This window comes from Mesorhizobium sp. LNHC229A00, from assembly GCF_000502415.1.
GTDB lineage: Bacteria > Pseudomonadota > Alphaproteobacteria > Rhizobiales > Rhizobiaceae > Mesorhizobium.
Window position 1 is genome coordinate 213,985 of record NZ_AYWQ01000001.1, and the last position, 26,019, is coordinate 240,003.

The following is a 26,019-nucleotide window of genomic DNA, read 5'->3' on the forward strand; positions in this document are numbered from 1 at the left end:
TGCTTCCTAAATCAGCCCTCTGACCGGGGAGAGACATGTCGGCGCAAGCAATTTCCGAGACCGGCGCGAAAAGCGACTTCTGGCAAGGCGTACGGCTCTCCGTGCCGGTCGTGGTGGCGGCGGCGCCCTTCGGGCTGCTGTTCGGCGCGATTGCCGTCGACAACGGCTTTTCCGTTTTCGAAGCCTTCCTGATGAGCGCGCTGATCTTCGGCGGCGCCAGCCAGATGGTCGGCATAGAACTGTTCGGCCAGCATGTCGCGCCGTGGCTGATCGTGCTATCGATCTTCGCCGTCAATTTCCGCCACGTGCTCTATTCCGCCGGCATTGGCCGGCGCATCGCGCACTGGTCCGGGGTGCAGCAGGCGCTCGGCTTCTTCATCCTCACCGATCCGCAATTCGCCGTCGCCGAGGCCAGGGCCCAGTCAGGCCAGACCGTCGGCTTTGCCTGGTATCTGGGACTTGGGCTGCCGGTGTATGTATTCTGGACCATCGAAAGCGCGCTCGGTGCGCTGTTTGGAAAGCTTATTCCCGATCCCCATGCGCTGGGGATCGATTTCCTGCTGCCGATCTATTTCCTTGGCCTGGTGATGGGCTTCCGCAAGCGGCCGCTGTGGCTGCCGGTGGTCATCGCCAGCGCCTTCGCCTCGATCATCGCCTACAAGACAGTGGGTTCGCCCTGGCACGTTTCGATCGGCGCCGTCGCCGGCGTGTTGCTCGCCGTCGTCCTGCCGCCGCATCACAGCGGTGTGGAGACAAGGCCATGAGCACGACCTTCTGGATCATCATCGCCGGCGCCATCGCCACCTATCTCACCCGTATTGGCGGGCATCTGGTCATCTCGCGCTTCGACCACATCCATCCGCGTGTCGAGGCCGGGCTCAACGCCGTGCCTGCGGCGGTGCTGACGACGCTTGTGGCGCCGGCCGCGCTCGGCGCGGGCCCGGCGGAGTGGGCAGCGCTGGTCGTCTCCGCGCTGGTGGCGCTGCGTGGCGGGCTGATGGCGATGTTTCTGGCGGGCGCGGCGGTGTTGATCGTAGCGCGCCAGTTCGTCGGGTAGGGCGCATCGATATCCAGGTGATTCCGGCCTGCAGACGGCTGATACCCGCGCTTCGGTGCTCCAATCCGGTTCTCGGCATCAACCGTTTTTTCGGCTCGGCCCGGCCTGAACCTCGACACGCCCTTCAGCGCTTCAGAAAATCAAATCTTCGCGTCGTGCGGCAGCGGTGCCGTCGCCTTTTCCAGCCAGGCCAGCGTTTCGCCGTCGAGCATCGGACCGATCTCGGCCAGCACGCGGGCATGGTAGGCGTCGAGCCAGTGCAATTCGTCTCGGGTCAGCAGATCCGATCGCACCAGCCTCACGTCGATCGGGGCGAGCGTCAGCGTCTCGAAACCGTGCATTGCGATGTCGCCGCCCTCGATCTGTTCGGCCGGCGTCACCAGGATGAGGTTTTCGATGCGAATGCCGTAGGCGCCCTCCTTGTAGTAGCCGGGCTCGTTCGACAGCATCATGCCCTCTAGCAGCTTTTCGGTGCCGGTGCGGGCGATGCGCTGCGGACCCTCATGCACGGCCAGGTATGAGCCGACGCCGTGGCCGGTGCCATGGGCGAAGTCGCAGCCATGCCTCCACAGCGCCATGCGGGCGACGGCGTCGATCTCCGAGCCGCGCGTGCCGGCGGGGAAGCGCAACGTGGAAATGCCGATCATCCCTTTCAGCACCAACGTGAAGCGCTCGCGCATCTCTTCGGTCGGCTGGCCGATCGGCACGGTGCGGGTGATGTCTGTCGTGCCGTCCTGGTATTGCGCGCCGGAATCGAGCAGGAACAGCTCACCAGCCTGCAGCTTGCGGCTGGTGGCGCGCGAGACGCGGTAATGCATGATGGCGCCGTTCGGGCCGGCGCCCGAAATGGTGTCGAAAGAGACGTCGCGCAGCGGCATCTGCGTTTCCTCGCCAGTCTGCCGACGGGTTTCTTCGAGCCTGGTGACAACCGCGATTTCGTCGAGCGAGCCGGGTTTCTGGCGCTCCAGCCAGCACAACAGCTTGGCCACCGCCGCGCCGTCGCGGCGATGCGCGGCGCGCGAGCCGTTGATCTCGGCCTGGTTCTTTGTGGCGCGCGGAATGCGGGCAGGGTCGGGCGCGGCAATCACCGTGCCACCATTGTCCTCGACCAGCATGCGCAACCGGTCGGCGGCCAGCACCGGATCGAGCGCGATTTTCGCGCCGCTTTTCGCAAGTGCGGCAATCGCGCCTTCGAATTCGCCGGGCTCGTGCGGATCGGCAAGTTGGGTGAGGTAGGCCGCCACCTGGCGCGAGAACTTGCGCCGATCCATGAAAAGCTGGTGCGACCCGTCGGCGGCGAGGATGGCGAAGCCGAGCGCCAGCGGCGTGTGCGGCACGTCACCGCCACGAATGTTGAAGGCCCAGGCGATGGACGATGGGTCGGTCAGCACCGCATGGGTGGCGCCGTCCTTGCCGATCGACGTCGCCAGCCGCGCCAGCTTGTCCTTGGCGAGTTCGCCGGCAAAGCCGATCGGGTGCAGCTCTACCGGGGTCACGGGTGCCGCGGGCTGATCCTTCCAGATGATGTCGATGGGGTTCCGTTCGAGCGGCACCAGCACCGCGCCGGTCTTGTCGGCGGAGGCCTGCAGCGCCTTGACTTCGCCGATCGTGTGCAGCCAGGGATCGAACCCCAGCCGCGCCCCCTTGCCGATGTTGTCCTTGAGCCAGACAGGGGGCGGATTGTCGACCAGGCTTTCGATCGAAAAGATGCCGAGATCGACTTCGCCACGCACCTGCAGCGTGTAGCGCCCGTCGACAAAGACGAAGGCGCGGTCGCGCAGCACGATGGCGACGCCGGCCGAGCCGCTGAAGCCGGTCAGCCATTTCAGCCGTGCCGACCGGTCGGCGACGTATTCGCCCTGGTGCTCGTCGGCGCGCGGAACGATGAAGCCGTCGAGGCCGTTCGCGGCCAGCCACTGGCGCAGTAGCGCCACGCGCGGCTTGCCGACCGCCGGATCGCCCGCGGAATCGAAGGTCTGGAACATGATGGGCCTCCTTGGTATCCGCGCGACCGTAGCCTATGGGCCTGGAAAGCGGAATCGATTTTCCGGAGGCGCAAATTGCAACAGCATCGCCTGGCTGACAACCAAATGAGGCTGGTCCAGCCATGGCACGAAAGGGGACCGCGCCGGCATTCTCTTGGCTATGCCGCCCTGGCGACACGCATCGGAGTCCGGCAATGGGGACCGTTGAGGGCCGGCAACCGCCTTGCCGGCCTCAATGCTTGAGATGGATCGTCACCCAGCCTTCGCGGTGCAAGGTACTGACGTGGCGGAAATTCTGGCCGACATAGGCCGAGATCACAGCGTCGCGCTGGCGGTCGAGGATGCCTGACAACACGATCGAGCCGCCAAGTGCGATATGTCCGGCCATTTGCGGCGCCAGCCGCATCAGCGGCCGGGCCAATATGTTGGCGACGATGAGGTCGAAGGGTGCGCGCCTGGCAAAGATCGGGTGGTGAAAGCCAGGCGCGGTCACCGTCTCGATCAGGCCTTTGACGTGGTTCAGCCTGGCATTGGCGGCGGCAACCTTGACCGCAACCGGATCGATGTCGGTGGCCAGCACCGGAATATGGGCCAGTTTGGCGACGGCGATCGCCAGCACCGCGCTGCCGGTACCGAGGTCGAGTGCGTTACGCGGATGCTCGCGCCGCAGCACCTTCTCCAGCATTTCCAGGCAGCCCGCGGTGGTGCCGTGGTGGCCGGTGCCGAAGGCAAGGCCGGCCTCGATCTCGATAGCGAGCTCGCCGCTGTGGCGCTTCCTGCTGTCATGCGCGCCGTGGACGAAGAAACGGCCGGCGCGCACCGGCTTCAACCCTTCCAGGGAACGTGCCACCCAGTCGATGTCGGGCAGCGCCTCGCGCTCGACCGGTCTCGACAAAGCGAGGCCGGCGAGAACATCGTTCAGCCGCGCCTCGACCGCCTCGACGTCGCCATCGGCGTAGAGCGAGACCTCGTGGATGTCGGCGTCTTCGTCGACTTCCAGCACGGCGATCGGCAGGCCTTCTTCCTCGAAGGCCAGCTCAAGCGCCGCGAATATGCGCTCAGCCTCGATCTTTCCAGTGGTGAAATGGAGCCGCGTCTGGGTCATGGAGAGTTTCTTCTTTGAGTTTTATCTTTGTCCGAAAAACCGGTTTCCACTTTTCGCTGACGCGGTCCTTCGGTTCGGGATCAAACTCTAGCCCTTCGCCGCAAGGCGCTTCAGCTTTTCGATGGCGGTGTTGGCATTCTCGCCATAGGCGATCGTGCCCGCGAAGTCGCCCTTGGCGTTGAGCAGCAGCACCGAGGCGGTGTGGTCCATGGTGTAATCGCCGTCGCCGGTATCGACCTTCTTCCAATAGATGCCGAACGCCTTGGCCATGGCATGTACCTTGTCCGGGTCGCCGGTAATCCCGGTGATGCGGTCGGAGAAATTGCTGACATAGGCGTTCATCACCGGCGGCGTATCGCGCTCCGGATCGACCGAGACGAAATAGGCATGCAGGTTCTTGCCGTCGTCGCCGAGCGTCTTCAGCCAGCCGGAGAGTTCGAACAGCGTGGTCGGGCAGACCTCGGGGCAGTGGGTGAAGCCGAAGAAGACGACGCTGGGCTGGCCCCGGAANTAGGCATGCAGGTTCTTGCCGTCGTCGCCGAGCGTCTTCAGCCAGCCGGAGAGCTCGAACAGCGTGGTCGGGCAGACCTCGGGGCAGTGGGTGAAGCCGAAGAAGACGACGCTGGGCTGGCCCCGGAAGGCGGCCTCGGTGATCGGTGCGCCTTTCTGGTCGACCAGGGTGAACGCCGCGCCGAACGGTTCGCCGCCATAATGGCCGCGATACCAGTCGAAGGTCAGCCAGCCGATGCCGGCCGCCATCAGAACGAGAATGCCGACCAGGATAGAACGCATCATCAGAAAAGTCCGTCCGTAATGTCACGGTGCGCCGGCCAGAACCATGCGCCCGTTGTCCGGCCACAGTCTTAGCGGTTCGACGGGGTACACGCAAAGATGCAGCGTTGACGCAACCGCCTGTGGCGGATGCCTGCGGTTTGATCGGATCTTGCGCCTTGCAATGTGTCGGCCTTGGCCCCACCTGAGACCCCGGCAACTCGAACCGCAGGAGGATTCTTTGCCGGGATTGACTGTGCCAGGATTGATCGGGCGAGGATTGATCGGACGAAAACTGATCGGCGGTGCTTTGGCCGCGTGTGTCGTGCTTGCCGCCGGTAGCGCCATTGCCGAGGAAGTCGGCAAGGTCGGCGTCGACTGGATCGGCAACGACATCATCGTCGAGGCGATCAAGGATCCGAAAGTGGAGGGCGTGACCTGCCACGTTTCCTATTTCGATCGCAGCGTCATCGACCGCCTGCACAAAGGCAACTGGTTCGAGGATCCGAGCGATTCCTCGATCTCCTGCCGTCAGACCGGTCCGATCACCATCGGGGATATTGATACGAGCGAAGGCGGCGAGGAGGTTTTCAAGCAAGGCATCAGCCTGATCTGGAAGAAGCAGGTGGTGAACCGCATCTACGACAAGGCCAACGAGACGCTGATCTATCTCTCGCATTCGCGCCAGGTGCAGAACGGCTCGGCGAAAATGTCGGTCACGACAGTGCCGCTCTACGGCCAGAACGTGGTGTGGAGCAAGGGCCAGCCGAAATAGGCGGGCGATTGGTCCCGATAGGGCACCATTGAGTTGCAGACAGAAGCCTGCTCTTTACACGAAATGCATGAGGAGATTTGGTGATGTCCCCGCCGCCCTGGAGCCGATCTCGGCCAATTTCATGTGACTTCTGCGGCGCGAAAAATGACGACGACAGGAAATTCGTTGCCGGTCTTTCTAGATACACCTGCGAGAAATGCATTGCTCCTGCATTCAAGGACGCCCTTTGGAAATCAAAAGCGGGTCTAATGGCTATCGTGTGCTCGGTGTGTGATTTCCAGAATGATGGAAAGAGGCGATTTATGGCTGAAAAGATCTCGTTTATTTGCGACGAGTGCGTCAGCCTCGCAACTGAGCGGCTGGGTGCTATAACTTGAGCTGCTGTAACGGGAGTAGTGACTCGTCGGGTACCCGGCTTGCGGTACCAATCATCCCGGCGTAAAGCCGCCCGCATGGACCGTTCCGAAAACCTCGTCCTGAAGGATTCCGAGCCGCGCATCCATCCGACCGCGGAGCTGAAGGCGTGCAAGCTCGGCCGCTACGCTTCGATCGGCGAGCGGGTGGTGCTGCGCGAGGTGAGCGTCGGCGACTTCTCCTATTTCGAGCGTCATGCCGAGGCGATCTATACGAGCATCGGCAAATTCTGCTCGATCGCCGCCAACAGCCGCATCAACGCGCTGGAGCATCCGATTGAGCGATTGACCCAGCACAAGGTCAGCTATCGGCCGAACGAGTATTTCCGCTGGTTGGGTGTCGATGCGGCGTTCCGCGAGCGGCGGCGGGCAAAAACTGTGACCATCGGCCATGACGTCTGGATCGGTCATGGCGCGGTGGTCATGCCCGGCATCGCCATCGGCAATGGCGCGGTCATCGGCGCCAATGCGGTGGTGACGCAGGACGTGCCATCCTACACGATCGTCGCCGGCGTGCCGGCGAAGCCGCTCAGGCCGCGCTTTGCGCCTGACACAGCGGCGCGGATCGACGCTCTCGCCTGGTGGGACTGGCCGGTCGACAAACTCGCCAGGGCGGTTCCCGACATCCAGTCCATGGCGATCGAGGCCTTCCTCGATCGGTGGGAAAACGACGCCGGTTAGCCGGCATCCACGCCTGTCCCGCTCGCTTCCCGTTGTTCCAACGGCCGCGCATTCCATTCGGGCAAGAAGCCTTGGCTGTAATCAATGAGCTGCGGGAAAGTGGAGCAACCGCGCTGGCCGGCGGGAAACCATGCCCCGCGCTCTCCGGAATGAAACCCCTTCCGCCATGCGGGGGTGGCGCAGCGGAAGGGGCTGGAGGTAAACCGCTGTGAAGCGGAAGGAGCAGGCGCTGTACCTGCCCGGTTACAATGATCTTAAACCGATAAGGTGTGTTTTGCACCAGATGCGCGCTTTGCGTGCACTCAATTGCGTGGGTCGTATTTTTTACCGGCGGGAACCCGAAATGGCTGCTGGTTGTTTCTTCCGGCGGACCGCATGGCGCGGCGCTGTTTTGAGGGACCACATGATCGAGAAGCTTTTCACCAAATTCTCCAACCAGATCGCCCATCTCACCGGACTACCGCTGACGTTTGCGGTGTGTTGCCTGATCGTCATCGTCTGGGCGGTGAGCGGGCCGTTCTTCAATTTTTCCGACACCTGGCAGTTGGTGATCAACACCGGAACCACGATCATCACCTTCCTGATGGTGTTTCTCATCCAGAACACCCAGAATCGGGACGGCGCCGCGATCCAGGCCAAGCTCGACGAGTTGATACGTGTCAGCGAGGCCAAAAACACCTTCATCGGCATCGAGCACCTGACTGAAGGCGAGGTCCAGGAGATCCGCGCCAAATGCGAGGTCGCGGCGAGGCGGCATGACGACAAAGTCGCGACCATGGCCGCAAAGAAGGTGGTGGCGGCAAAACGCAAACCGAAAAAAGAGGTGGCACGAAGCGCCGGCGGCTGAACCGGCGGTCAATCTCCGACAGTTCCGCCGGTGTTCGAGTTATGTGATACGGACAGTAGCCAATGTTCCGGGCATGCTCATCGCTTCATGAACGCCGCGAATGCATCCTTGTGGTCGGGATGCCAGCGCGACAGGGCAGGCCGATTTTCGATGATGTCGCCGATGGCCCAGGCCATGCGCTTTTCGTCCATGGGCCGCGCCGCCTCATTGTCGGGACACAGGATGTAGAAGTCGCCCCTGACCAGCGATTCCAGCATGAAATCGATCACCTGCTCTCCGGTCCACGCTCCCGCCGGCTTTTCCGTCGCGCCTTCGGTCAGGCCGGTATAGGTGAAGCCGGGGATGAGTAGATGCGCCGACAGGCGGGCGGCGGGCTCATTGCGCAGCGCATGCGCCAAGCCTTCGGTAAAGGTCTTCACGCCGGCCTTGGAAACGTTGTAGGCGAGGTTGCCGGGCGGTGTGGTGATGCCTTGCTTGGAACCGGTGTTGACGATCAGGCCCGGCCTGGCCGACGCCAGCATGCGTGGCGCGAAGGCTTCGACGCCATGCACGATGCCCCAGAAATTGATGTCGAGCAGCCGTTTCCAGCCGTCGCGGTTTTCCCAGGGCTTTCCCGGGTTATCGCCGACGCCGGCATTGTTCATCAGCAGCGAGACCTCGCCGAAAGCCCCGAACGCCCGGTCGGCGAGACGGTCGACCTCACCGGCCTTCGAAACGTCCGATGCGACGGCAAGCACGGCGTCGTCGCCGGCTATCGCGGAGACGGCCCGCGAGGCATCGTCGAGGCGCGGCCCGCCGATGTCGGCCAGCACGATCTTCATGCCCATCAGCGCCAGCCGTTTGGCCGCGGCAAGGCCGATGCCGCTGGCGGCGCCGGTGATGACGGCGGCATTGCCCTGGCCAAGGGCGGGAAGGGCGATCTGAATCTCGGTGTCGGCGATCATCGGCGATGGTTTCCTTTTCTGATGGCGCCGAACTTAGCGCCGGAATGGGCTTGCGCAAGCCTGCGTCGGGGCGTGTCGGGTTGACCAGTCCGGTCGCGGCTGCGCATGCTGCGATGCCAAAAAGGAGATTTCCGATTGCCGGATTGGGTTGCAATTCTGAAGGAGCAGACCGCCACCGGCGACCAGATGGGGCGCGAGGTGCCGCAGATGCTGGCAAACCCCGATATCAGCGAAGCCCAGGTGAAGACTCTGTTTTCGGCGCTCGAAAAACAGGCCGAGTTCGTCGAGAAACTGCGCATGGCGCTGGAAAAATTCGGCCATGATTTTTCGATCATCAAGGCGGCGGAGCGGCTGGAAGAGCGCTATGCCGATCTGGCCGCTTCCGTGGCGGAAAAGCTGAAGGCGATGCGCGGTTAGGCAATTCCACGAAGTGTGAAACGGCTTGCCCTCCGGGATCGCGACAGGCAGATGGCTATTTTTCGATCACCCGCGCAAAGCGCGTGTCCGGCACCAGCCAGATCAGGGCGACGGCGACATAGAGCGCCACTCCGATCCACCGGTCGAGGAAGGTTAGCCCAACGGCCGCTATGTAGACGGCGAGCGAAATCCTTCCCTTGCGATCGCGGCCGATTGCCTTGGCGAATGCGGTGTCCGGCCCATGCTGCCGATGCAGCGCAATGACCAGGATGCTGTAGGCGGTCGCACACATTACAAGGTCAAAACCATAGACCGCGACCGGAACCGCGGCGAAATGGTTCTCGCCCATGAAGGCGGTCGTCACCGGCATCAGGGACAGCCAGAACAGCAGATGCAGGTTCGCCCAAAGCACGCGGCCGTCGACACGCTGCACGGTATGGAACATGTTGTGCAAATTGTTCCAGTAGATGCCGACATTGATGAAGGAAAGCACGTAGCACAGGAAGACCGGCCACTGAGGCAGCAGCGCCGAAAAATCCTCGCCTTCCGGTACCTTCAGGTCCAGCACCATGATGGTGATGATGATCGCCACCACGCCATCGGTGAATGCCTCGACCCTGCCCTTGCCCATGACCACCACCCGTCCACGACGAATTGCCGAAAGAAAGTAAATCGTTAGCGGATGTTGGCACGCCGATAAACGGCGTACACAAAATTGCTCGGCTATATCAGGGGAAACTTCCACGCCGGAACCAGTGAACGTGGTGATCGGCCTTGGCAACTCGTTGACTTTTCCCGGCCCGGCCTCTCCCCTTGCGATGCAGTCCTGGCCGAGGCCGACGAACGGCCGGCGCTCGAACGGAGGCACTGTTGAGACCTCGCTGTCCTGCTTGCGATAGCGACCATTCTGACCGGCGCCTTCGGGACATCCGCCGCGGCCTTCGCCTACGGCGCCCACACCAAGACTAGCCTCAACGTACGTACCGGGACCGGCGCGGGATACGCTTTTGCGATCATCGGCTTGCCTGGCCGGGCAACGCCCACCGTGGTGTCAGGAGCATGGTCGTCGACCGGAACGTCGGCGGTGAGGACGCGTTAACGTCGCGACCCCTGAAACTGGTGACGAGGTTGGCCATGGCCTTTCGCGATCTGGCGCAAACTCACAACGAAGCCGGCAGCGACGTCCTCGCGATCCCGACTGTGGCGGCGATGATCGCGGTGCTGTTTGCCGGCAGCACGGTGCTGACGCCCCTCTATATCGTCTACAAGCAGCAATTCGGCTTTTCGCAGATCACCTTGACGCTGATCTACGCGGTCTATGTCGTCGGCAATCTCGGCGCCCTGCTGGTGTTCGGCAGCGTTTCGGATGTCATCGGGCGCCGGCCGGCGGCGCTTGCAGCCATGATCGTCGCCGTCATCAGCGCGGTTGTGTTCCTGTTTGCCGGCAATGTCGCGTCGCTCGATGTTGCGCGGGTCCTGAGCGGGCTTGGCATCGGCGTGGGCGCCGGGACGGGAACCGCGTGGATCGCCGAGCTTCTTCCAGAGGCCGGCCAGTCGCGCGCCAGCGTCATCGCCACCAGCACCAACTTTATCGGCCTGGGTTTCGGGGCGCTTGTTTCGGGGCTGCTTGCCCAATTTGAGCCGTGGCCATTGCGTCTGGTCTTCATTGTCTACCTGGCGGCGCTCGCGGTGGTGACGATCCTGGTCTGGCGCACGCGCGAAACGGTGACGCAGCCAGGCGGCCTTGGCAAGGTCTCCATGCGGCCGCGGCTTTCCGTGCCGGCGCAGATCCGCTCGCGCTTCGTGGCGCCGGCGGTGACCGGGTTTGGCGCGATGGCGCTGGTCGGCTTCTATGCGGCGGTGGCGCCGAGCATCCTGGCGCAGCAACTGCATGAGGCCAACCACGCCGTGGCCGGTGCGCTGTTCTTCGAGCTGGCGATGGTCGCGGCGCTCAGTATCGTGGTGCTGGCGCGGATGGGGAGCAGCAAGGCGATGCTGGCCGCGCTGGCCTTGATGATCCCAAGCGCCGTGCTTGTGGTGGCGGCACAGATGCTGGCCTCGATGGCGCTGATGATCGCGGCGACCGCCTGCTGCGGCGTGGCGGCAGCGCTCGGCTATCGCGGCGGCCTGCAAGTGGTGAACGAGATCGCGCCGCGGGATCGCCGCGCCGAGGTCGTGTCCAGTTTCTTCATCTGCTGCTTTGTCGGCAACGCCTTGCCTGTCATCGGCATTGGCATCGTGTCGACTTATGCCAGTGCTGTCGTCGCGAGCCTGGCCTTCGCGGCCATGATCATCGCGTTCGCGCTGGTGGCGCTCGCCTTCGGGCTCAGACAGAGGCGCTGAGACCGCCGCGCCAGCCCGGCAAGGCAGACCGCATCAGCCGTTCGGCGTTTCAGGCGCCATGTTCGCCCGCTGGCGCGGCACGCCAAGCCCGGTGTCGGGCGGTTCGCCGGCAGCCGGCCTGTTCTCGATCATTTGCAAGCCGCGCCAGCCGCCGAAGCGGTAATAGATCGCGGCCAGGATCAGAGACGTGATCGAACCGGCCGGAAAACTCCACCACAGCGCTTCCTCGCCGATCACGCCGCGCATGTAATAGGCAAAGCCGGTGCGCACGACGAGCACCGAGATCACCAGGATGATCAGCGGCGGCATCACGGCACCCGTGGCGCGCACCGTGGCGAACAGCACGATGGTGATGCCGAACAGGATGAACGACCAGGAAGCGACCGTGTTGATATGGGCGGCGATATCGATCGCCGCGCTGTCGCTGCTCAGGAACAGGCTCAGGATCGAACGGTCGAAGACCCATAGCAGCGCGACGAGGGCTCCGGTCAGGACAAGGTTGAAACCGACGCCAGAGGCGGCGATGCGGCCGATCCGGTCCCACCGGCCTGCGCCGACATTTTGCGCCGCCATGGACGAGACCGCGGCGCCGATGGCGAGTGCCGGCATCTGGATGTAGGTCCAGAGCTGCGCGGCGATACCGTAGGCGGCGGCGACCTGCGAGCCATAGGAATTGACGATGCCCATCACCGTCAGGGCCGCCGCCGAGATGACGATCATCTGCAGGCCCATCGGCACGCCCTTGAAGACGACAATGCGCAACAGCGCCGGATCCGGGCGCAGCAGGACGAGATTGGCGCCGGCCAGCCGCAACGGATGCTTGCGCGCATAGAGCACGACGAGGATGGCGACGACGCTCACGGTCTGGCCGATCAGCGTCGAGGTGGCGGAACCCGCGATCCCGAGTTCAGGAAACGGGCCGATGCCACGGATGAGCAGGGGATTGAGCACGATGTCGAGCACGACCGCCAGCGCCATGAAGATGAAGGGGGTGCGTGAATCGCCCGCTCCGCGCAGCACGGTCATGACGAAGGACAGAAGGTTCATCATCGGCACGGCGACAAAAATAATGCGCAGGTAGGAGCGTGCGAGCGGCAAGGCGTCGGCCGGCGTGCCGAGCGCGCCCAGGATGGCGTCGACCCAGATCCAGCCGCAGACCGCGAACACCACCGAAACGAGGAAGAAGAAGGTGGCGCTGGTGCCGACGATGCGGCGCGCCTCGGCCAGGTCGCGAGCGCCGACCGCCTGCGCCACCAGGATGGTGGCCGCCATGCCGATGCCGAACACCGTGCCGAGGATCAGGAACAGGACGAGGTTGGCGTTGGACGTCGCGGTCAGCGCCGACTCGCCGAGGAAGCGGCCCACCCAGACGGCATTGACCGAGCCGTTCAGCGATTGCAGCACGTTGGAGCCGAGCACCGGCAAGGCGAAGAGCAGCAGCGTGCGTGGGATCGGGCCGCTGGTCAGGTCGCCGGTACGCCGGCGTGCGGGCTTTTTTTCGTCCATGGCGGGCAACCTGGGAAGTGTGACTCTGGCCCGCGAGGATATCTCAGGCCGGACCGAGATGCACCCTGCGCCGAGGAGCAGTGACCGTTCGATCGGGCCAGGCTTGATCGCTGGCGGCGCGCTGAAGGCGGCAGTCCGCTTGCTCTGATCCACTCATTCTCAAGTCTTGCGGAATGGGATATTGGTCCTGAAACTGGCGCCGCATTCCCCGAGACCCTATGCATAACCGGGGGTGTGCTCAAGCGGACGCGCCAGGCGCGCCCGCTTGAGCAGTGATCGTTACTTCTTGCCGAGACCCGGCAGCGTGACCTGATAGACCAGGAACATGGTGTCGACATCGGCGCCGTCATCGGCCTTGTAGGCGGCGCCGACCTGGAAGCCGTCCTGGGCGAGGAAGTCATTGTCGTTGCCGACGAACAGGAAATAGTCGTCGGGCAGCTTCGGATCGAGAACGCTGGCCAACGACATCGCTTCCCACTTCTCCGAAAGCTCATTGTGGTCCTTCGCGCCGCCATTGTGCAGGCCGAAGTGGCCAAGCGCGGTGGCGTCGTTGATGTCGATGAACGGCGTCAGCTTGGCCGGCGTCACCGAGGGATCAAGCACGCCCTTGGGTGCGACCGGCTTGTCGGCCGCGTCGAAGGCGCCGCCCGCGATGTCCGTCGCGCCGGAGACGTCGACGATGTTGATCTGGCGGTAGAGCGAAGCGTCACCCTTCTTCAGGCCCTGGCCGTTGCCGCTGTCGCGCGCCAGCATCAGGAAGGATGTGTCCGAAAGCGCCACGATCTCGCTCTGCGCGGCGATTTTGGTCTTGCCCTTGGCATCCTTGAACACCGGCAGCGGCACGACATATTCATGCGCGAGCTTCAGATGGGCGAGGTCGGAAGCATCGTAGACCAGCGCCCGCGTGTTCTGCCGTGTCGAGGGTGAATCGCCGCCGTCCTGCCTCGGCGCCGACTGCAGCACGGCGATCAGGAACTTGCCGTCCGGCGTCATCGCCATGCCTTCGAGGCCCTGGTTGTTCTGGCGCCCGGTTTCGGGATCCTTCGGATCAGGGTCGGCGGCGCCCGGGCCGGGGTTGTCGGAGGAGAAGTTCGGCGCTCCCTTGCGCATCGGCACGAGGGCCGCGGGCGGCTGGGTCGCCGACATCAGGCGGCCTTGCGCGGAGAACCTGTAGATGTTGGGGCCGTACTCGTCGGAGATGAACATCGAGCCGTCCGGCAGCCGCACGATGGCTTCATTGTCGAGCGCGAGCTTGCCATTGGTGGCGACGGGCAGCATCGGCATGTCGCCGGCCGCGGCGCGTACGTCCGACAGCGGATCGAGGCCGGTGGCATCGGCGCCCTTGTCGTCGGTCAGAAGCATGCTGTCGGCAAGCGTCGCCTTGACGCCCGTCTGCTCCTGGCCGGCCGCGGAAGCAGCGCCCGGCGCGGCAGGCGTGAATTCGATGGCGATTGTGTTGAGGCGCGGCCGGTAGTCGGTGGTGCCGGCGACATTGTAGCCACGGTCGGGCAGGAGCCAGAGCGATCCCTTGTAGATGCCGGCATCATGCGTCCAGCCCGAAATGTCGATCGCCATGCCCGAGCCCGAGCCGAAGGTCTCGCCGAACTTGTCGCGCTGGTCGGCTGGGATGCGGCCGACGCCGACGAGGCCCTTGTTGATATAGGCCACGCCATCGGCAAGCGCCGGGGTGAGGGCGGTGAACAAGGCCAGCGCCACGCCAAGCGAGGCGGATCGGTGCAGGGGTTTCATGGACAATCCTCTTTATGACGAAGCACGCCGGAGCGGCCGAAGGAAAATCAAGAGAGGTGCCGCATCGATGATGCCGCGCGTGCCTCCCCGAAAGCGATCTAAGGCGTCAACATGATGCTTGCGTGACAGTGCGCGATACGGGTCCGCCGGTATCTCCATGTGCGGATAAAAAAAGCTGGAGAGCGGGATTAGTGACCTCCCATGGAGCGTGCCTGCCCTATTAGACACTTATGTCTAGTACGAATATGGTGCCGGCTTCGACCGGACCGGGAGGGGAAGCCTTGAAGCCGCGCTATCGCGCAGTGGTCATCGGGGGTGGCGTTGTCGGCGCCTTGGGCGGATTTGCCTACACGATCNTATTAGACACTTATGTCTAGTACGAATATGGTGCCGGCTTCGACCGGACCGGGAGGGGAAGCCTTGAAGCCGCGCTATCGCGCAGTGGTCATCGGGGGTGGCGTTGTCGGCGCCTCGGGCGGATTTGCCTACACGACCGGCAAGAGCGTCGCGCTGGCGTTGGTGGACGACGGTTTCGCCGGGGAGGGGATGGCGCTTTGCGTGCACATTGTCGGCGTCGAACGGACGGCGCGGGTCATCGCGGCCTCGATCTACGATCCCCGACGCAGGGCGGTGCGGCAATGAGGAGGAGTTTCTGATGGTCGATGACGCTGCACGGGATACGAGGCGCGAACGCCGGCGCGGGCGCATGGGCGAAGCAGGCAGCGAATCAAGTCGCAAGCCCAATTACCGGTCGCTGAAGAATCCATTCCTGCCGCAGCCGATCTTTTCCGACGACCAGGTAGCGTCGATCCACGACACGGCGCTGCGCGTGCTGGAGGAACTGGGCATCAAGGTGCTGCTGCCCGAGGCGCGCGAGGTGCTCGCCCGCGCCGGCGCCCTGGTCGACCCCGACACCGACATGGTGCGCATCGGCCGCGACATGGTGGCGGCAGCCTTAGCCTCGGCGCCGCGATCGATCCACGCTTATGCCGGCGCGCGCGCTCGCGACCTGTCGCTTGAACTGGGCTCTATGACGTTCCTGGCTGGCTCCGGCGCGCCCAATGTCACCGATCTCGAGCGCGGCCGGCGGCCCGGAACGCTGGTCGCCTTCGAGGAGTTGATCAAGCTGGTGCAGCATTTCGACGTCTTGCACATGCTGGGGCCGTGCATCGAACCGCAGGACATCGACAATCGTTTCCGCCACTATGCAGTCAACCGGGCGCAGCTGACCCTGTCGGACAAATTCCCGTTCGTTTTCGCGCGCGGCACGCCGCAGGTCGATGACAGTTTCGAGATGATCAGGCTGGCCCGGGGGCTGTCCGAGGACGAGTTCCGCTCGGGCGCGCATTGCTACACCGTCATCAACACCAACTCGCCGCGCCAGCTCGACATTCCGATGGCGCAAGGCATCATCGATTTCGCCAAGGCGGGCCAGGTCCTGATCATCACGCCGTTCTGCCTAGCGGGCGCGATGGCGCCGATCACCGTGGCCGGCGCGCTGACCTTGCAGCATTCCGAAGCGCTGGCCGGGCTGACGCTGGCGCAGATCGTGCGGCCGGGCGCGCCGGTGGTCTACGGTTCCTTCTCCTCCAATGTCGACATGAAATCGGGCGCACCGGCCTTCGGCACGCCGGAGCACGTGAAGGCGACATTGGGTGCGGGCCAATTGGCGCGCTTCACCGGTCTGCCCTGGCGCTCGGGCGGCGGCAGCGCGGCCAACGTTTCGGATGCGCAGGCCGCGCACGAGACGCAGTTCGCGCTGTGGGGCTCGGTGCTGGCGGGCGCCACCGTCTGCATCCACGCGGCCGGCTGGCTGGAAGGGGGCTTGAGCGTTTCCCTGGAAAAGCTGGTCACCGACATCGAGGCGCTGCAGACGGTCGCGGAACTTTGTGCGGCGACCCCTGGCGACGACGACGCGATTGGCTTCGAGGCGATCGCCGAAGTGCAGCCGGGAGGCCACTTCTTCTCGGCCGGCCACACCATGGCGCGCTACCGCACCGCCTTCTACGAGCCGCTGGTGGCCGACTGGTCGAATTTCGGCAACTGGACGCAAAGCGGGTCGAAGACCGCGACCGAACGCGCCACCGGCATCTGGAAGCGCACCCTTGCCGATTTCACGCCGCCGGCTGCGGCCGCCGCCACGTCAGGCGTGCTCGATGCGTTCATTGCGCGGCGCACGGAAGAGGGCGGCGCGGCGCCGGTGTCGTGAGATAGTTGCAGATCCATCATCCCGAATTGCGGCCGTGATCCAGGAACCCGCGGCGCGTCCCGCGCATTCATGGATGCGGGCCAATGCCTGGCTCCATCCGCGAGCCGTTGAGGGAGGACGACATGGGTTTCGACCAGTACCACGAACCGCCGGAAGAACTGTCGCAGGAAGTGCGGACCTTTGCCCGCATGATCACCTCGCTGATCGAGGAGGCGGAAGCGATCAGCTGGTACGAACAGCGCATGTCGGTCGAGAAGAACCCGCAGGCCAAGGCGATCATGAAGAACGCGCAGAGCGAGGAGTTCAAGCATTTCGGCATGGACCTAGAATTCCTGCTGCGCCAGAAAACGGATTGGCGCGTGGAACTGAAGGAAATCCTGTTTACGACAGGGGATATCGTGAAGGCCGGGGAGCGGGGCGAGAAGAAGGTGGATTGAGGCGGGACGTCAGCCTTCGAGGCTGGCAGCCTCACACTGGCAGCACGAACCCGTCCAGCACGCGCTTCTGGCCGGCCTTGTCGAAGTCGATGGTCAGCTTGTTGCCCTCGATGGCTGAAATGTTGCCGTTACCGAATTTCTGGTGGAAGACGCGGTCGCCCACGCTGAAGGCGGACGGCGTGTCGGAGACGGATTTGGCGACCAGCTCGCCGTCGATGGTGCGGCCCTTGACGCTGGTGCGGCCGGCGCCATAGCCGGAGTCTGTTTCACCATAGCCGATGCGTTCGACCTGATGGCCCGAGCGCGTGCCCCAGTTGCGGTCGGTCGCCTCGGTGCGGTTGGCCTGCGCGCGCTGCCAGCCGGGCGTCGAATAGGTGTTGGAGAAGGCGCCGGATTTTTCCCCGCCGCCCGAATTGCCGCCAATATTGTCGAAGCGCGAGGCGCCATACGGGTTCTGTCTTCCTGCCCCCTGGCCGCCGCCACGGCCGGATGCGAACGAGCCGCCGCCATACGGATTGCCGTAGCCCCCATAGGAGTTGCCGGCTTCGGCGACCTCGACATGGGCTTCCGGCAGTTCCTCGAGGAAGCGCGACGGGATGGTCGATTGCCAGAGCCCGTGGATGAGGCGGTTGGAGACGAACCAGATATGCAGGTTCTTCTTCGCCCGCGTCAGGCCGACATAGGCGAGCCGCCGCTCTTCCTCCAGCCCCGAACGGCCGCCTTCGTCCAGCGCGCGCTGATGGGGAAAGAGACCTTCCTCCCAGCCGGGCAGGAAGACGGTCTCGAATTCGAGGCCCTTGGCCGAGTGCAGCGTCATGATGGAAACGGCATCGAGCCCGGCATTCTGCTCGGCATCCATGACCAGCGCGACATGTTCGAGGAAGGAGCGCAGCGACTCGTACTCCTCCATCGAACGGATCAGTTCCTTCAGGTTCTCCAGCCGCCCGGGGGCTTCCGCCGAGCGGTCGTTCTTCCACATGTCGGTGTAGCCGCTCTCCTCGAGAATGGTCTCGGCGAGTTCGGTGTGCGGCGTGGCTTCCAGCGCCTTTTGCCAGCGTTCGAAATTGGACGCGACCTCGCGCAGCGCGGCGCGCGGTTTCGGCTTCAACTCGTCGCTTTCCGCGAGTGTACCCGCCGCCTCCAGCATCGGGATGCGCAAGCCGCGCGCCGTGTCGTGGATCTGGCGGATGGTCGCTTCGCCCAAGCCACGCTTGGGCACATTGACGATGCGCTCGAAGGCGAGGTCGTCGGTGCTGTTGGCGACGACGCGGAAGAAGGCCAGCGCGTCGCGGATTTCCATGCGCTCGTAAAAACGCGGACCGCCGATGACGCGGTAGTTAAGGCCGAGCGTGATGAAGCGGTCCTCGAAGGCGCGCATCTGGAACGACGCGCGGACCAGGATCGCCATGTCGTTCAAATTATGCTTCTGGCGCTGGTAGGCCTCGATGGTCTCGCCGATGGCGCGAGCCTCCTCCTCCGAATCCCAGGCGGCGTGGACGTTGACCTTGCCGTCCTCGGGATCGTTGCGGTCGGTGAACAGCGTCTTGCCGAAACGGCCCTCATTGTAGGCGATGAGATGGGAGGCGGCGCCCAGTATGTGCGCGGTCGAGCGGTAGTTGCGCTCCAGCCGGATGATGGTGGCGCCCGGAAAATCCTTGTCGAAGCGCAGGATGTTGTCGACCTCGGCGCCGCGCCAGCCATAGATCGACTGGTCGTCATCGCCGACGCAGCAGATGTTGACTCTGTTTTCGCTCACGGGCTGTTCCGCGCCTGCCGGCGCGGGCCCTCCGCCCCATCTTTTTTGCGCGCCTTCGGCGTCGCGGGAGGGGCCTCGCAACGGCTCGGACGCCCGGTCGGGCTTGCGGCCTTCGGCCGTAGGCACATCTGTCGGCGTCGAGTTGTTACGTCCTGCATCCGGCCGCTGTGCCAAAAGGCGCAGCCACATGTATTGGGCGGTGTTGGTGTCCTGGTACTCGTCGACGAGGATGTATTTGAACCGCCGGTGATAGTCCTTCAGCACATCGGGATTGGCGCGGAAGATGCGGATCGGGTGGCAGAGCAGATCGCCGAAATCGCAGGCGTTCAGCGTCTGCAGCCGCTCCTGATAGGCCTTGTAGAGCTCGCGGCCCTTGCCGTTGGCGAAGCTGCGCGCATCGCCCTCGGCGATATCGGCCGGACCCTGGCCCTTGTTCTTCCAGCCGTCGATCATCTGGGCGAACTGCTTCGCGGGCCAGCGCTTGTCGTCCAGGCCCTCGGCCTGGATCAGCTGCTTGATCAAGCGCACGACGTCGTCGGTGTCGAGGATGGTGAAGTCGGACCTCAGGCCGGCAAGCTCGGCGTGGCGGCGCAGCAGCTTCACGCCGATCGAGTGGAAGGTGCCGAGCCAGGGCATGCCCTCGACATTGCCTTCGCCGATCAGGATGCCGATGCGCTGCTTCATCTCGCGCGCGGCCTTGTTGGTGAAAGTGACGGCCAGGATCTGCGAGGGGAAGGCCCTGCCGGTGGCAAGGATGTGGGCGATGCGGGTGGTCAGCACACGGGTCTTGCCGGTGCCGGCGCCGGCCAGCACCAGAACCGGGCCTTCAGTGGTCTCCACGGCCAGCCGCTGCTCGGGATTCAAGCCCCTGAGATAGTCGGGCGCATTGTTTTGGCCGCCGCGGGCAGCCATGGCGCGCGCGGCAATGCCCGACGGGGCCGTGGGCCGCGCATTGGGTTCATCGAAAAAGGGCATGTCTTCGGAAAAGCCGGACATCTCCCCCGAATGTAGTGATTCGGGAGCGAAAGACCAGAACTGTCTACGTTTTGTTCCGGCAAAGTGCCTGATACGGCCGCTTCACCGATACGGGAACCGCCGCTGTGGAACAATCCCAGGCGGAGCGAGGATGCTGCCCGCGGGCCACGACCTACGCTTGACAGGCGCCGCGGTCGGGAGAAAGTTGCACGGGCAACACGCAATGCCGGGTTGGCCCAGGCCGCCTCATGCGCGCAACAGTCGAAGGAGTATCATCTTGGCTGTCACCATCACCTCCATCATTGTCTTCCTCATAGGTCTGGCGCTTGGCGCCGGCGGCATCTGGTTGGCTTCGCTGGGCGGCAGTTGGTATTACATCGTCGTCGGTCTCGCCTTCCTGGTCGCCGCCTGGCTGCTCTACCGGCGCCGTTCCACGGCGCTCTGGCTCTATGCGGCGATCGTGCTCGGCACGCTGGCCTGGGCGGTCTGGGAAACCGGCTTCGACTGGTGGGAGCTCGGCCCGCGCGGCGGCATCATCGTGCTGGTGGCGCTGTGGCTGCTGACGCCGTGGGCGCGGCGCGGCCTTGCCGGTCCGGACGGGCGAGCGCCTTTGATCCTTGCCGTGCTGGCATCGCTGGCGGTGGCCGGCTATTCGATGACCACGGACCCGAAGGATATCGGCGGTGTGCTCGACACCGACAAGGTGATCCCCAACGCCAATCTCGGCGGCGATGTGCCGGCGGGCGAATGGCATTATTACGGGCGCACGCCATTCGGCCAGCGCTATTCGCCGCTCGACCAGATCACGCCGGATAATGTCGCCAACCTGAAGCCGGCCTGGACCTATCGCACCGGCGACGTGAAGGGCCCCGACGATGTCGGCGAGACCACCTATCAGGTGACACCGCTCAAAGTGGGCGACACGCTCTATATCTGCACGCCGCACAACTTCGCCATCGCCGTCGATGCGGCGACCGGCAAGGAGAAGTGGCGCTACGATCCCAAGATCAAGCTCGACAAGGACCGCCAGCACCAGACCTGCCGGGGCGTCTCCTATTATGCCGATGCGGCGGGCGCCGCCGGCCAGCCCTGCGCGGCGCGCGTCTACCTGCCGACCTCGGATGCGCGGCTGATCGCGCTCGATGCCGCCAACGGGCAGGTTTGCCCAGCCTTCGCCGAGGGCGGCACGCTCAATTTGTTGACCGGCATGCCGTATCCGAAGTCGGGCTACTACTATTCGACCTCGGCGCCGCTGATCGCCGGCGGCAAGATCATCGTCGGCGGCGCTGTCAACGACAATTATTCGACGCAGGAGCCGTCCGGCGTCATCCGCGCCTATGATGCGAGCAGCGGCAAATTGCTGTGGAACTGGGATTCCGGCAATCCGGACCAGACGACGCCGCTGGCGGCCGGCCAGACCTACACCGCCAACTCGCCCAACATGTGGTCGACACCGAGCGCCGACGAGAAGCTCGGCCTGCTCTACGTGCCGCTCGGCAACCAGACGCCGGACCAGCTCGGCATGGGCCGCAGCGCCAATGTCGAGAAATTCTCTTCCTCGATCACCGCGCTGGACCTCAACACCGGGCAGTTGAAATGGGTGCGTCAGACCGTGCACCATGACCTATGGGACATGGACGTGCCTGCGCAGCCGAGCCTGGTCGACATCACCAAGGCCGACGGCTCCGTGGTGCCCGCGCTGGTCGGCCCGACCAAGCAGGGAGACCTCTATGTGCTCGACCGGCGCACCGGCGAGCCGGTCATTGCGGTCAAGGAAGTGCCGGCGCCCGGCGGCGCCATCGAGGGTGACCACACATCGCCGACGCAGCCCGCGTCCGACCTTTCCTTCAACCCGCCGCCACTGACCGAGCACGATATGTGGGGCATTACCATGTTCGACCAGCTGGCGTGCCGCATCGCGCTTCACAAATTGCGCTATGAAGGTCGCTACACGCCGCCCTCGCTGCAGGGATCGCTGGTTTATCCCGGCAATTTCGGGACGTTCAACTGGGGTGGCGTGGCGGTCGATCCGGTGCGGCAAGTGATGTTCGGGATGCCGACCTATCTTGCCTTCACGTCGCGGCTGGTGCCGCGCGCCGACGTGCCGCCGCCGGGCGACACCAAGGGCAGCGAGCAGGGGTTGAACCGCAATGACGGCGCGCCCTATGCGGTGGTGATGGGACCGTTCCTGTCGCCACTCGGCATTCCGTGCCAGGCGCCGCCCTGGGGCTATGTCGCGGGCGTCGATCTTCGCACCGGCACCATTGCCTACAAGCACCGCAACGGCACCGTCTACGACATGACGCCGCTGCCGTTGCCGTTTAAGGTCGGGGTGCCCGGCATTGGCGGGCCGATGATCACCGCCGGCGGTGTCGCCTTCCTGGGTGCCGCGGTCGACGACTATTTGCGCGCCTACGACCTGACGTCGGGCAAGCAGCTCTGGCAGGCGCGGTTGCCGGCCGGAGGGCAATCGACGCCGATGACCTACACGGTCGCGGACGGACGCCAGTTCGTGGTCATCGTCGCCGGCGGCCACGGCTCGGTGGGCACCAAGCCGGGCGACTATGTGATGGCCTACGCGCTGCCGAAGTAGGCAGGCGTTACCGGGCTCGGCGAGCTGACGATCAGCCGAGCCCCAGATGGCTCTTTAGGCTCGGCACCGAGCCAAGCATTTGGTTGGTCAAATCGGGGCCGGCGGCCGCCTCGGCCTGCTGGACAAGCGTCTCGCCAGCCTTCTGGATCTGCGCCAAGTCGAGGCCGGAGGCCTTGAGCGCGGCGAGGCCGATGACCAGAGCGCCGGCCTTCTCGCCGAGAACGCCGCCAAGCGCGCCCTGCAGCGACGACATGAAGCCGCCACCGCCGCCGCCCGGGGCGGCGGCCATGACGTCATATTTCTGCGCCAGCGCATCGGCGCCCGGAATCTTGGCGAAGAAGGAGGAGGCGCTGGTGCCCTCGGCCTCGTGCTCGAGCACCGAGAAAATGGTGCCGACGACCTTTTCGGTCGTGGCCTGGTCGAGACCGGCCTTCTGCGAGACGGTGTTCACGATGTCTTGGACGTCCATGACTTCACCTCAACCTCGGGTTTTCGTGTTCGCGGGCTGGCGCTTGCGGCTGCGGACCCTGACCATCGACTTGCGGCTTGCCGCGACAACAGCCGCGCGCATCGCCAGAACGGCCGCCACTGCTGCCACGAAGGCGGTTGCCAGGATCGGCGAGGGCATGGTCATCGGCATTGTTCCTTTCAGATCGGGCCTATAGGACCGTGACCGCCAAAGGGCCGGCCGGCTAGCCAGTTTCCCCCACTATTGTGGCAGCGCCATCAAGATTTGTCACCGATGACAAAAACGTGATGATCTTCAGCCGGCTGACCGGCGGCCGCGAAGGCAGCGAGATGTCACGGTCCGGTGACTGGACGATGAGAGGCTCGCCCCTATCTTGCGACCGGCAGGACACCGCGGTCGAGACGAGATCGAGGAAGCCCATGGCCGACGTCACCACCAAACCCGTCATCACCCAGGCAATGATCGATGCCTATGACGAATACACGCATCTGACACTGGATCGCCGCCGCTTCATGGAGCAACTGACCAGGCTTGCCGGATCGGGCGCGGCGGCGGCCGCCATCGCGCCGATGCTGGCGGCGAACTCGGCCCAGGCGGCGATCGTGGCCGAGACCGATGCCCGCGTAAAGGGCAAGGACATCACCTATCCCGGCAGCGGCGGCGAGATGAAGGGCTATCTGGTCAAACCCGCGAACCAGGCCGGCAAGCTCGGCACGGTCATCGTCATCCATGAAAACAGGGGGCTCAACCCGCATATCCGCGACGTCGCCCGGCGCGTGGCCCTGGAAGGGTTCGTGGCGCTCGCGCCGGATTTCCTGTCGCCGCTCGGCGGCTCGCCCACTGACGAGGACAAGGCGCGCGACATGGTCGGGAAACTCGATCCGGCGCAGACCGTGGCCAATGGCGTGGCGACGGTCGCCTTCCTCAAGGGCGACAAGGAAGGCAACGGCAAGGTCGGCGCCATCGGCTTCTGCTGGGGCGGCGGCACGGCCAACATGCTGGCCGTCAACGCGCCCGACCTTGCCGCGAGCGTCGCCTATTACGGCATGCAGCCGAAGGCCGCCGACGTCTCGAAGATCAAGGCCGCGTCGCTGCTGCACTATGCCGGTCTCGACGAGCGCACCAATGCCGGCATCGATGCCTTCAAGAAGGAACTCGACGCCGCGCATGTCGAATACACGGTCTATGTCTATGAAGGCGCCAACCATGCCTTCAATAACGACACCTCGGCGGCGCGCTACGACAAGAAGGCGGCCGACCTCGCCTGGGGCAGGACGATCGCCTTCCTGAGGCAGAAGCTGGCATGACCATCGCCTTCAGGCGGCCGGCGCCCAGATCGTCTCGAAGGCAGGCGACAGGGTGAAGCCCGCCGGGCGCTCCGATTTCGGCGGCGGGCGCCGCACGCCTTCCTGCAAATAGCGCAGGGCCGAGGTCAGCCCGTTCATCGTGTAGGGCTTGGCGATGACGCCGATCGCGCCGGCAAAGTGGTCGGGGATGCGCTTCGGGTTGGCGGTCATGAAAATGACCATCGAGTTTTTCCTGTCGCCAATATATTCGGCCACGTCGATGCCGGTCGGGCCGTCGGTGAGATGGATGTCGACAAAGGCGATATCGGCCTGCGTGGTATTGACCATGTCCTTTGCTTCGGCGAGCGATGTTGCCCAGCCGACGACGCTGTGCCCGGCGTCCTCGACCAGGCTCTCCAACTCCATGGCCAGCAGCGCCTCGTCCTCGACGATCAGGACCTTGAGTGGTTCAATCATGACAGGTTCCCTTTGTGCTGTGGTCCGTTGGGCATCGAGATGACAACGCGAGTGCCGGGACCGGCATCGCGCCACTCGATCTCGGCACGCAATTGGCGGGCAAGCGACTTGATCAGCCGCATGCCGAAGGAGGCGTCGCCATTGGCGCCCGCCATGCCGACGCCGTCATCCGAGACCTCGATGTTCAAATGGCCGTCCGGCTGGCTCATCTTGATGCCGATGCTGCCCGATTTCGTGCCGTCGGGCCTTTCCTTGAAGGCATGCTTGAGCGCGTTGGTGACGAGTTCGTTGACCATCAGGGCCACCGGCGTTGCCTTCTCGGCCGGGACGACGACGGGTTCGAGATCGAGTGTCGGATTGATTTCCGAACGTCCCGAAGCCGTGAGCAGGTCGGAGATGAGATCCTTGGCGAAGTCGGAAACATCGAACTTGCTGACATCCTTGGACTGGTAGAGCCGGCGGTGCACGGTACTGAGCGCCTCTATGCGCTCCAACATCGTGCCAAGCGAGCGCTTGAGGTTCGCGTCGGAGACGGTGCGGCTCTGCATGAGGATAAGCGAGGAAATCATCTGCAGATTGTTCTTCACGCGATGATCGACTTCATGCAGCAGCGTGGTCTGCGCCTCAAGCGCCGCTTCGAGCTCAGCCGTGCGTTCCTTGACAGCCTTTTCAAAACGTTCCTTGTCCGCGGTGATACGATTTTCCCAGAGCTTCCGGTCCGAAACATCGAGTTGCGAGGCGAAGAAGAACTGCAGTTCGCCTTTGTCGTTGGAGACCGGGCTTATGTAGAGCGCGTTCCAGAAGGTCGATCCGTCCTTGCGGTAATTCAGGATATCGACGCTGATGTCGGTTTCATCGGCTATCGCGGCGCGTATCTGAGCGATAGCTTCCTTGTCGCTCTCCGGCCCCTGCAGGAAGCGGCAGTTCCTGCCGAGAACCTCGTCGCGCTCATAACCCGTCAGGCGCAGGAAGGCTTCGTTTGCAAAGACGATCGGATTGTCCTGCCGGCGCGGATCGGTAATGATCATCGACATGCGCGTGGCGCGGATGGCCGCCGCGAAGGGGTCGCCCTTGCCGTGCTCGACATGAAGGTCGTCGGTCATGTGCCATGCGTCCGCCGGCTCCCTGGTCCGTTTCCGTTCCATAGCGTCACTCCAAGCCATTTTTCGCGGGAGACAACGGCTCAAAGCCGAATTTGGTTTCAATTACGGGCGTCTGTCGCAG

General features: G+C 64.3%; 24 protein-coding genes. 12 read left to right on the top strand and 12 right to left on the bottom strand.

Features of this window, described 5'->3' with window-relative positions:
* The first annotated feature begins 35 nt into the window (after window positions 1–35).
* Window positions 36–764: an AzlC family ABC transporter permease gene (locus X742_RS168510; protein WP_023769675.1), complete on the top strand. Its 729-nt coding sequence runs from the start codon at window positions 36–38 to the stop codon at window positions 762–764.
* The gene (locus X742_RS168505; RefSeq protein WP_023769676.1) at window positions 761–1,057 is read left to right on the top strand and encodes an AzlD family protein; all 297 of its coding nucleotides are present in this window, start codon (window positions 761–763) and stop codon (window positions 1,055–1,057) included. The genes X742_RS168510 and X742_RS168505 overlap by 4 nt, the downstream gene beginning before the upstream one ends.
* A 140-nt stretch (window positions 1,058–1,197) precedes the next feature.
* Here the strand turns inward: X742_RS168505 and X742_RS168500 are convergent, their stop codons facing one another.
* The 3 genes from X742_RS168500 to X742_RS1000000176410 form a co-directional block, all read right to left on the bottom strand.
* Window positions 1,198–3,042: an aminopeptidase P family protein gene (locus X742_RS168500; protein ID WP_023769677.1), complete on the bottom strand. Its 1,845-nt coding sequence runs from the start codon at window positions 3,040–3,042 to the stop codon at window positions 1,198–1,200.
* Between the two features lie 232 nt (window positions 3,043–3,274).
* Window positions 3,275–4,147 (bottom strand): 50S ribosomal protein L11 methyltransferase, encoded by an 873-nt coding sequence (locus tag X742_RS168495; protein WP_023769678.1) that lies wholly within the window; start codon window positions 4,145–4,147, stop codon window positions 3,275–3,277.
* Between the two features lie 87 nt (window positions 4,148–4,234).
* Window positions 4,235–4,942: an SCO family protein gene (locus X742_RS1000000176410; RefSeq protein ID WP_023769680.1), complete on the bottom strand. Its 708-nt coding sequence runs from the start codon at window positions 4,940–4,942 to the stop codon at window positions 4,235–4,237.
* 232 nt (window positions 4,943–5,174) lie between these two features.
* Between X742_RS1000000176410 and X742_RS168490 the strand changes: the two genes are divergently transcribed.
* The 3 genes from X742_RS168490 (at window position 5,175) to X742_RS168480 (ending at window position 7,634) form a co-directional block, all read left to right on the top strand.
* The gene (locus X742_RS168490; protein ID WP_032924720.1) at window positions 5,175–5,693 is read left to right on the top strand and encodes a CreA family protein; all 519 of its coding nucleotides are present in this window, start codon (window positions 5,175–5,177) and stop codon (window positions 5,691–5,693) included.
* A 452-nt stretch (window positions 5,694–6,145) separates the two neighbouring features.
* Complete coding sequence (locus tag X742_RS168485; protein ID WP_023769682.1) at window positions 6,146–6,787, top strand: DapH/DapD/GlmU-related protein; 642 nt, start codon at window positions 6,146–6,148, stop codon at window positions 6,785–6,787.
* 403 nt (window positions 6,788–7,190) lie between these two features.
* Entirely contained in the window at window positions 7,191–7,634 is a 444-nt protein-coding gene (locus tag X742_RS168480; protein WP_031247580.1) for a low affinity iron permease family protein, read from the top strand.
* 77 nt (window positions 7,635–7,711) lie between these two features.
* Here X742_RS168480 and X742_RS168475 read toward each other — a convergent pair whose 3' ends face one another.
* Window positions 7,712–8,578, bottom strand: coding sequence for an SDR family NAD(P)-dependent oxidoreductase (locus X742_RS168475; protein WP_023769684.1), 867 nt, complete (start codon window positions 8,576–8,578; stop codon window positions 7,712–7,714).
* Between the two features lie 135 nt (window positions 8,579–8,713).
* Here X742_RS168475 and X742_RS168470 point away from each other — a divergent pair, with 135 nt between their 5' ends.
* Window positions 8,714–8,995 carry a hypothetical protein gene (locus tag X742_RS168470; protein ID WP_023769685.1) on the top strand — a complete coding sequence of 94 codons (282 nt, stop codon included), beginning with the start codon at window positions 8,714–8,716 and terminating at the stop codon, window positions 8,993–8,995.
* Between the two features lie 55 nt (window positions 8,996–9,050).
* Here X742_RS168470 and X742_RS168465 read toward each other — a convergent pair whose 3' ends face one another.
* Entirely contained in the window at window positions 9,051–9,626 is a 576-nt protein-coding gene (locus X742_RS168465) for a TMEM175 family protein (protein WP_023769686.1), read from the bottom strand.
* Between the two features lie 503 nt (window positions 9,627–10,129).
* Here X742_RS168465 and X742_RS168460 point away from each other — a divergent pair.
* The gene (locus X742_RS168460) at window positions 10,130–11,338 is read left to right on the top strand and encodes an MFS transporter (protein ID WP_023769687.1); all 1,209 of its coding nucleotides are present in this window, start codon (window positions 10,130–10,132) and stop codon (window positions 11,336–11,338) included.
* A gap of 33 nt (window positions 11,339–11,371) precedes the next feature.
* Here the strand turns inward: X742_RS168460 and X742_RS168455 are convergent, their stop codons facing one another.
* Both X742_RS168455 and X742_RS168450 read right to left on the bottom strand, forming a co-directional pair.
* Window positions 11,372–12,844 (bottom strand): MATE family efflux transporter, encoded by a 1,473-nt coding sequence (locus X742_RS168455; protein WP_023769688.1) that lies wholly within the window; start codon window positions 12,842–12,844, stop codon window positions 11,372–11,374.
* Between the two features lie 279 nt (window positions 12,845–13,123).
* A complete protein-coding gene (locus X742_RS168450; RefSeq protein WP_023769690.1) occupies window positions 13,124–14,593 on the bottom strand; it encodes an esterase-like activity of phytase family protein in 1,470 nt (489 codons plus the stop codon).
* A 420-nt stretch (window positions 14,594–15,013) separates the two neighbouring features.
* Between X742_RS168450 and X742_RS168445 the strand changes: the two genes are divergently transcribed.
* From X742_RS168445 to X742_RS168435, 3 genes are all read left to right on the top strand, one after another.
* The gene (locus tag X742_RS168445) at window positions 15,014–15,235 is read left to right on the top strand and encodes a glycine cleavage T C-terminal barrel domain-containing protein (protein WP_031247581.1); all 222 of its coding nucleotides are present in this window, start codon (window positions 15,014–15,016) and stop codon (window positions 15,233–15,235) included.
* A gap of 13 nt (window positions 15,236–15,248) precedes the next feature.
* Entirely contained in the window at window positions 15,249–16,802 is a 1,554-nt protein-coding gene (locus X742_RS168440) for a trimethylamine methyltransferase family protein (protein ID WP_023769692.1), read from the top strand.
* Between the two features lie 122 nt (window positions 16,803–16,924).
* The gene (locus X742_RS168435; RefSeq protein WP_015317239.1) at window positions 16,925–17,239 is read left to right on the top strand and encodes a hypothetical protein; all 315 of its coding nucleotides are present in this window, start codon (window positions 16,925–16,927) and stop codon (window positions 17,237–17,239) included.
* Window positions 17,240–17,270: 31 nt separating this feature from the next.
* Here the strand turns inward: X742_RS168435 and X742_RS168430 are convergent, their stop codons facing one another.
* Window positions 17,271–19,991: a UvrD-helicase domain-containing protein gene (locus X742_RS168430; protein ID WP_023769693.1), complete on the bottom strand. Its 2,721-nt coding sequence runs from the start codon at window positions 19,989–19,991 to the stop codon at window positions 17,271–17,273.
* A gap of 256 nt (window positions 19,992–20,247) precedes the next feature.
* Here X742_RS168430 and X742_RS168425 point away from each other — a divergent pair, with 256 nt between their 5' ends.
* Complete coding sequence (locus X742_RS168425; protein ID WP_023769694.1) at window positions 20,248–22,563, top strand: glucose/quinate/shikimate family membrane-bound PQQ-dependent dehydrogenase; 2,316 nt, start codon at window positions 20,248–20,250, stop codon at window positions 22,561–22,563.
* Window positions 22,564–22,594: 31 nt separating this feature from the next.
* Here X742_RS168425 and X742_RS168420 read toward each other — a convergent pair whose 3' ends face one another.
* Entirely contained in the window at window positions 22,595–23,032 is a 438-nt protein-coding gene (locus X742_RS168420; protein WP_023769695.1) for a hypothetical protein, read from the bottom strand.
* Window positions 23,033–23,041: 9 nt separating this feature from the next.
* Window positions 23,042–23,197 carry a hypothetical protein gene (locus X742_RS1000000174705; RefSeq protein WP_023792110.1) on the bottom strand — a complete coding sequence of 52 codons (156 nt, stop codon included), beginning with the start codon at window positions 23,195–23,197 and terminating at the stop codon, window positions 23,042–23,044.
* Between the two features lie 254 nt (window positions 23,198–23,451).
* Here X742_RS1000000174705 and X742_RS168415 point away from each other — a divergent pair, with 254 nt between their 5' ends.
* Window positions 23,452–24,339: a dienelactone hydrolase family protein gene (locus tag X742_RS168415; RefSeq protein WP_023769697.1), complete on the top strand. Its 888-nt coding sequence runs from the start codon at window positions 23,452–23,454 to the stop codon at window positions 24,337–24,339.
* 9 nt (window positions 24,340–24,348) lie between these two features.
* Here X742_RS168415 and X742_RS168410 read toward each other — a convergent pair whose 3' ends face one another.
* Together X742_RS168410 and X742_RS168405 are read right to left on the bottom strand one after the other, a co-directional pair.
* Window positions 24,349–24,795, bottom strand: coding sequence for a response regulator (locus X742_RS168410; RefSeq protein WP_023769698.1), 447 nt, complete (start codon window positions 24,793–24,795; stop codon window positions 24,349–24,351).
* A complete protein-coding gene (locus tag X742_RS168405; protein ID WP_198019176.1) occupies window positions 24,792–25,898 on the bottom strand; it encodes a histidine kinase dimerization/phosphoacceptor domain -containing protein in 1,107 nt (368 codons plus the stop codon). The genes X742_RS168410 and X742_RS168405 overlap by 4 nt, the downstream gene beginning before the upstream one ends.
* Window positions 25,899–26,019: the final 121 nt, after the last annotated feature.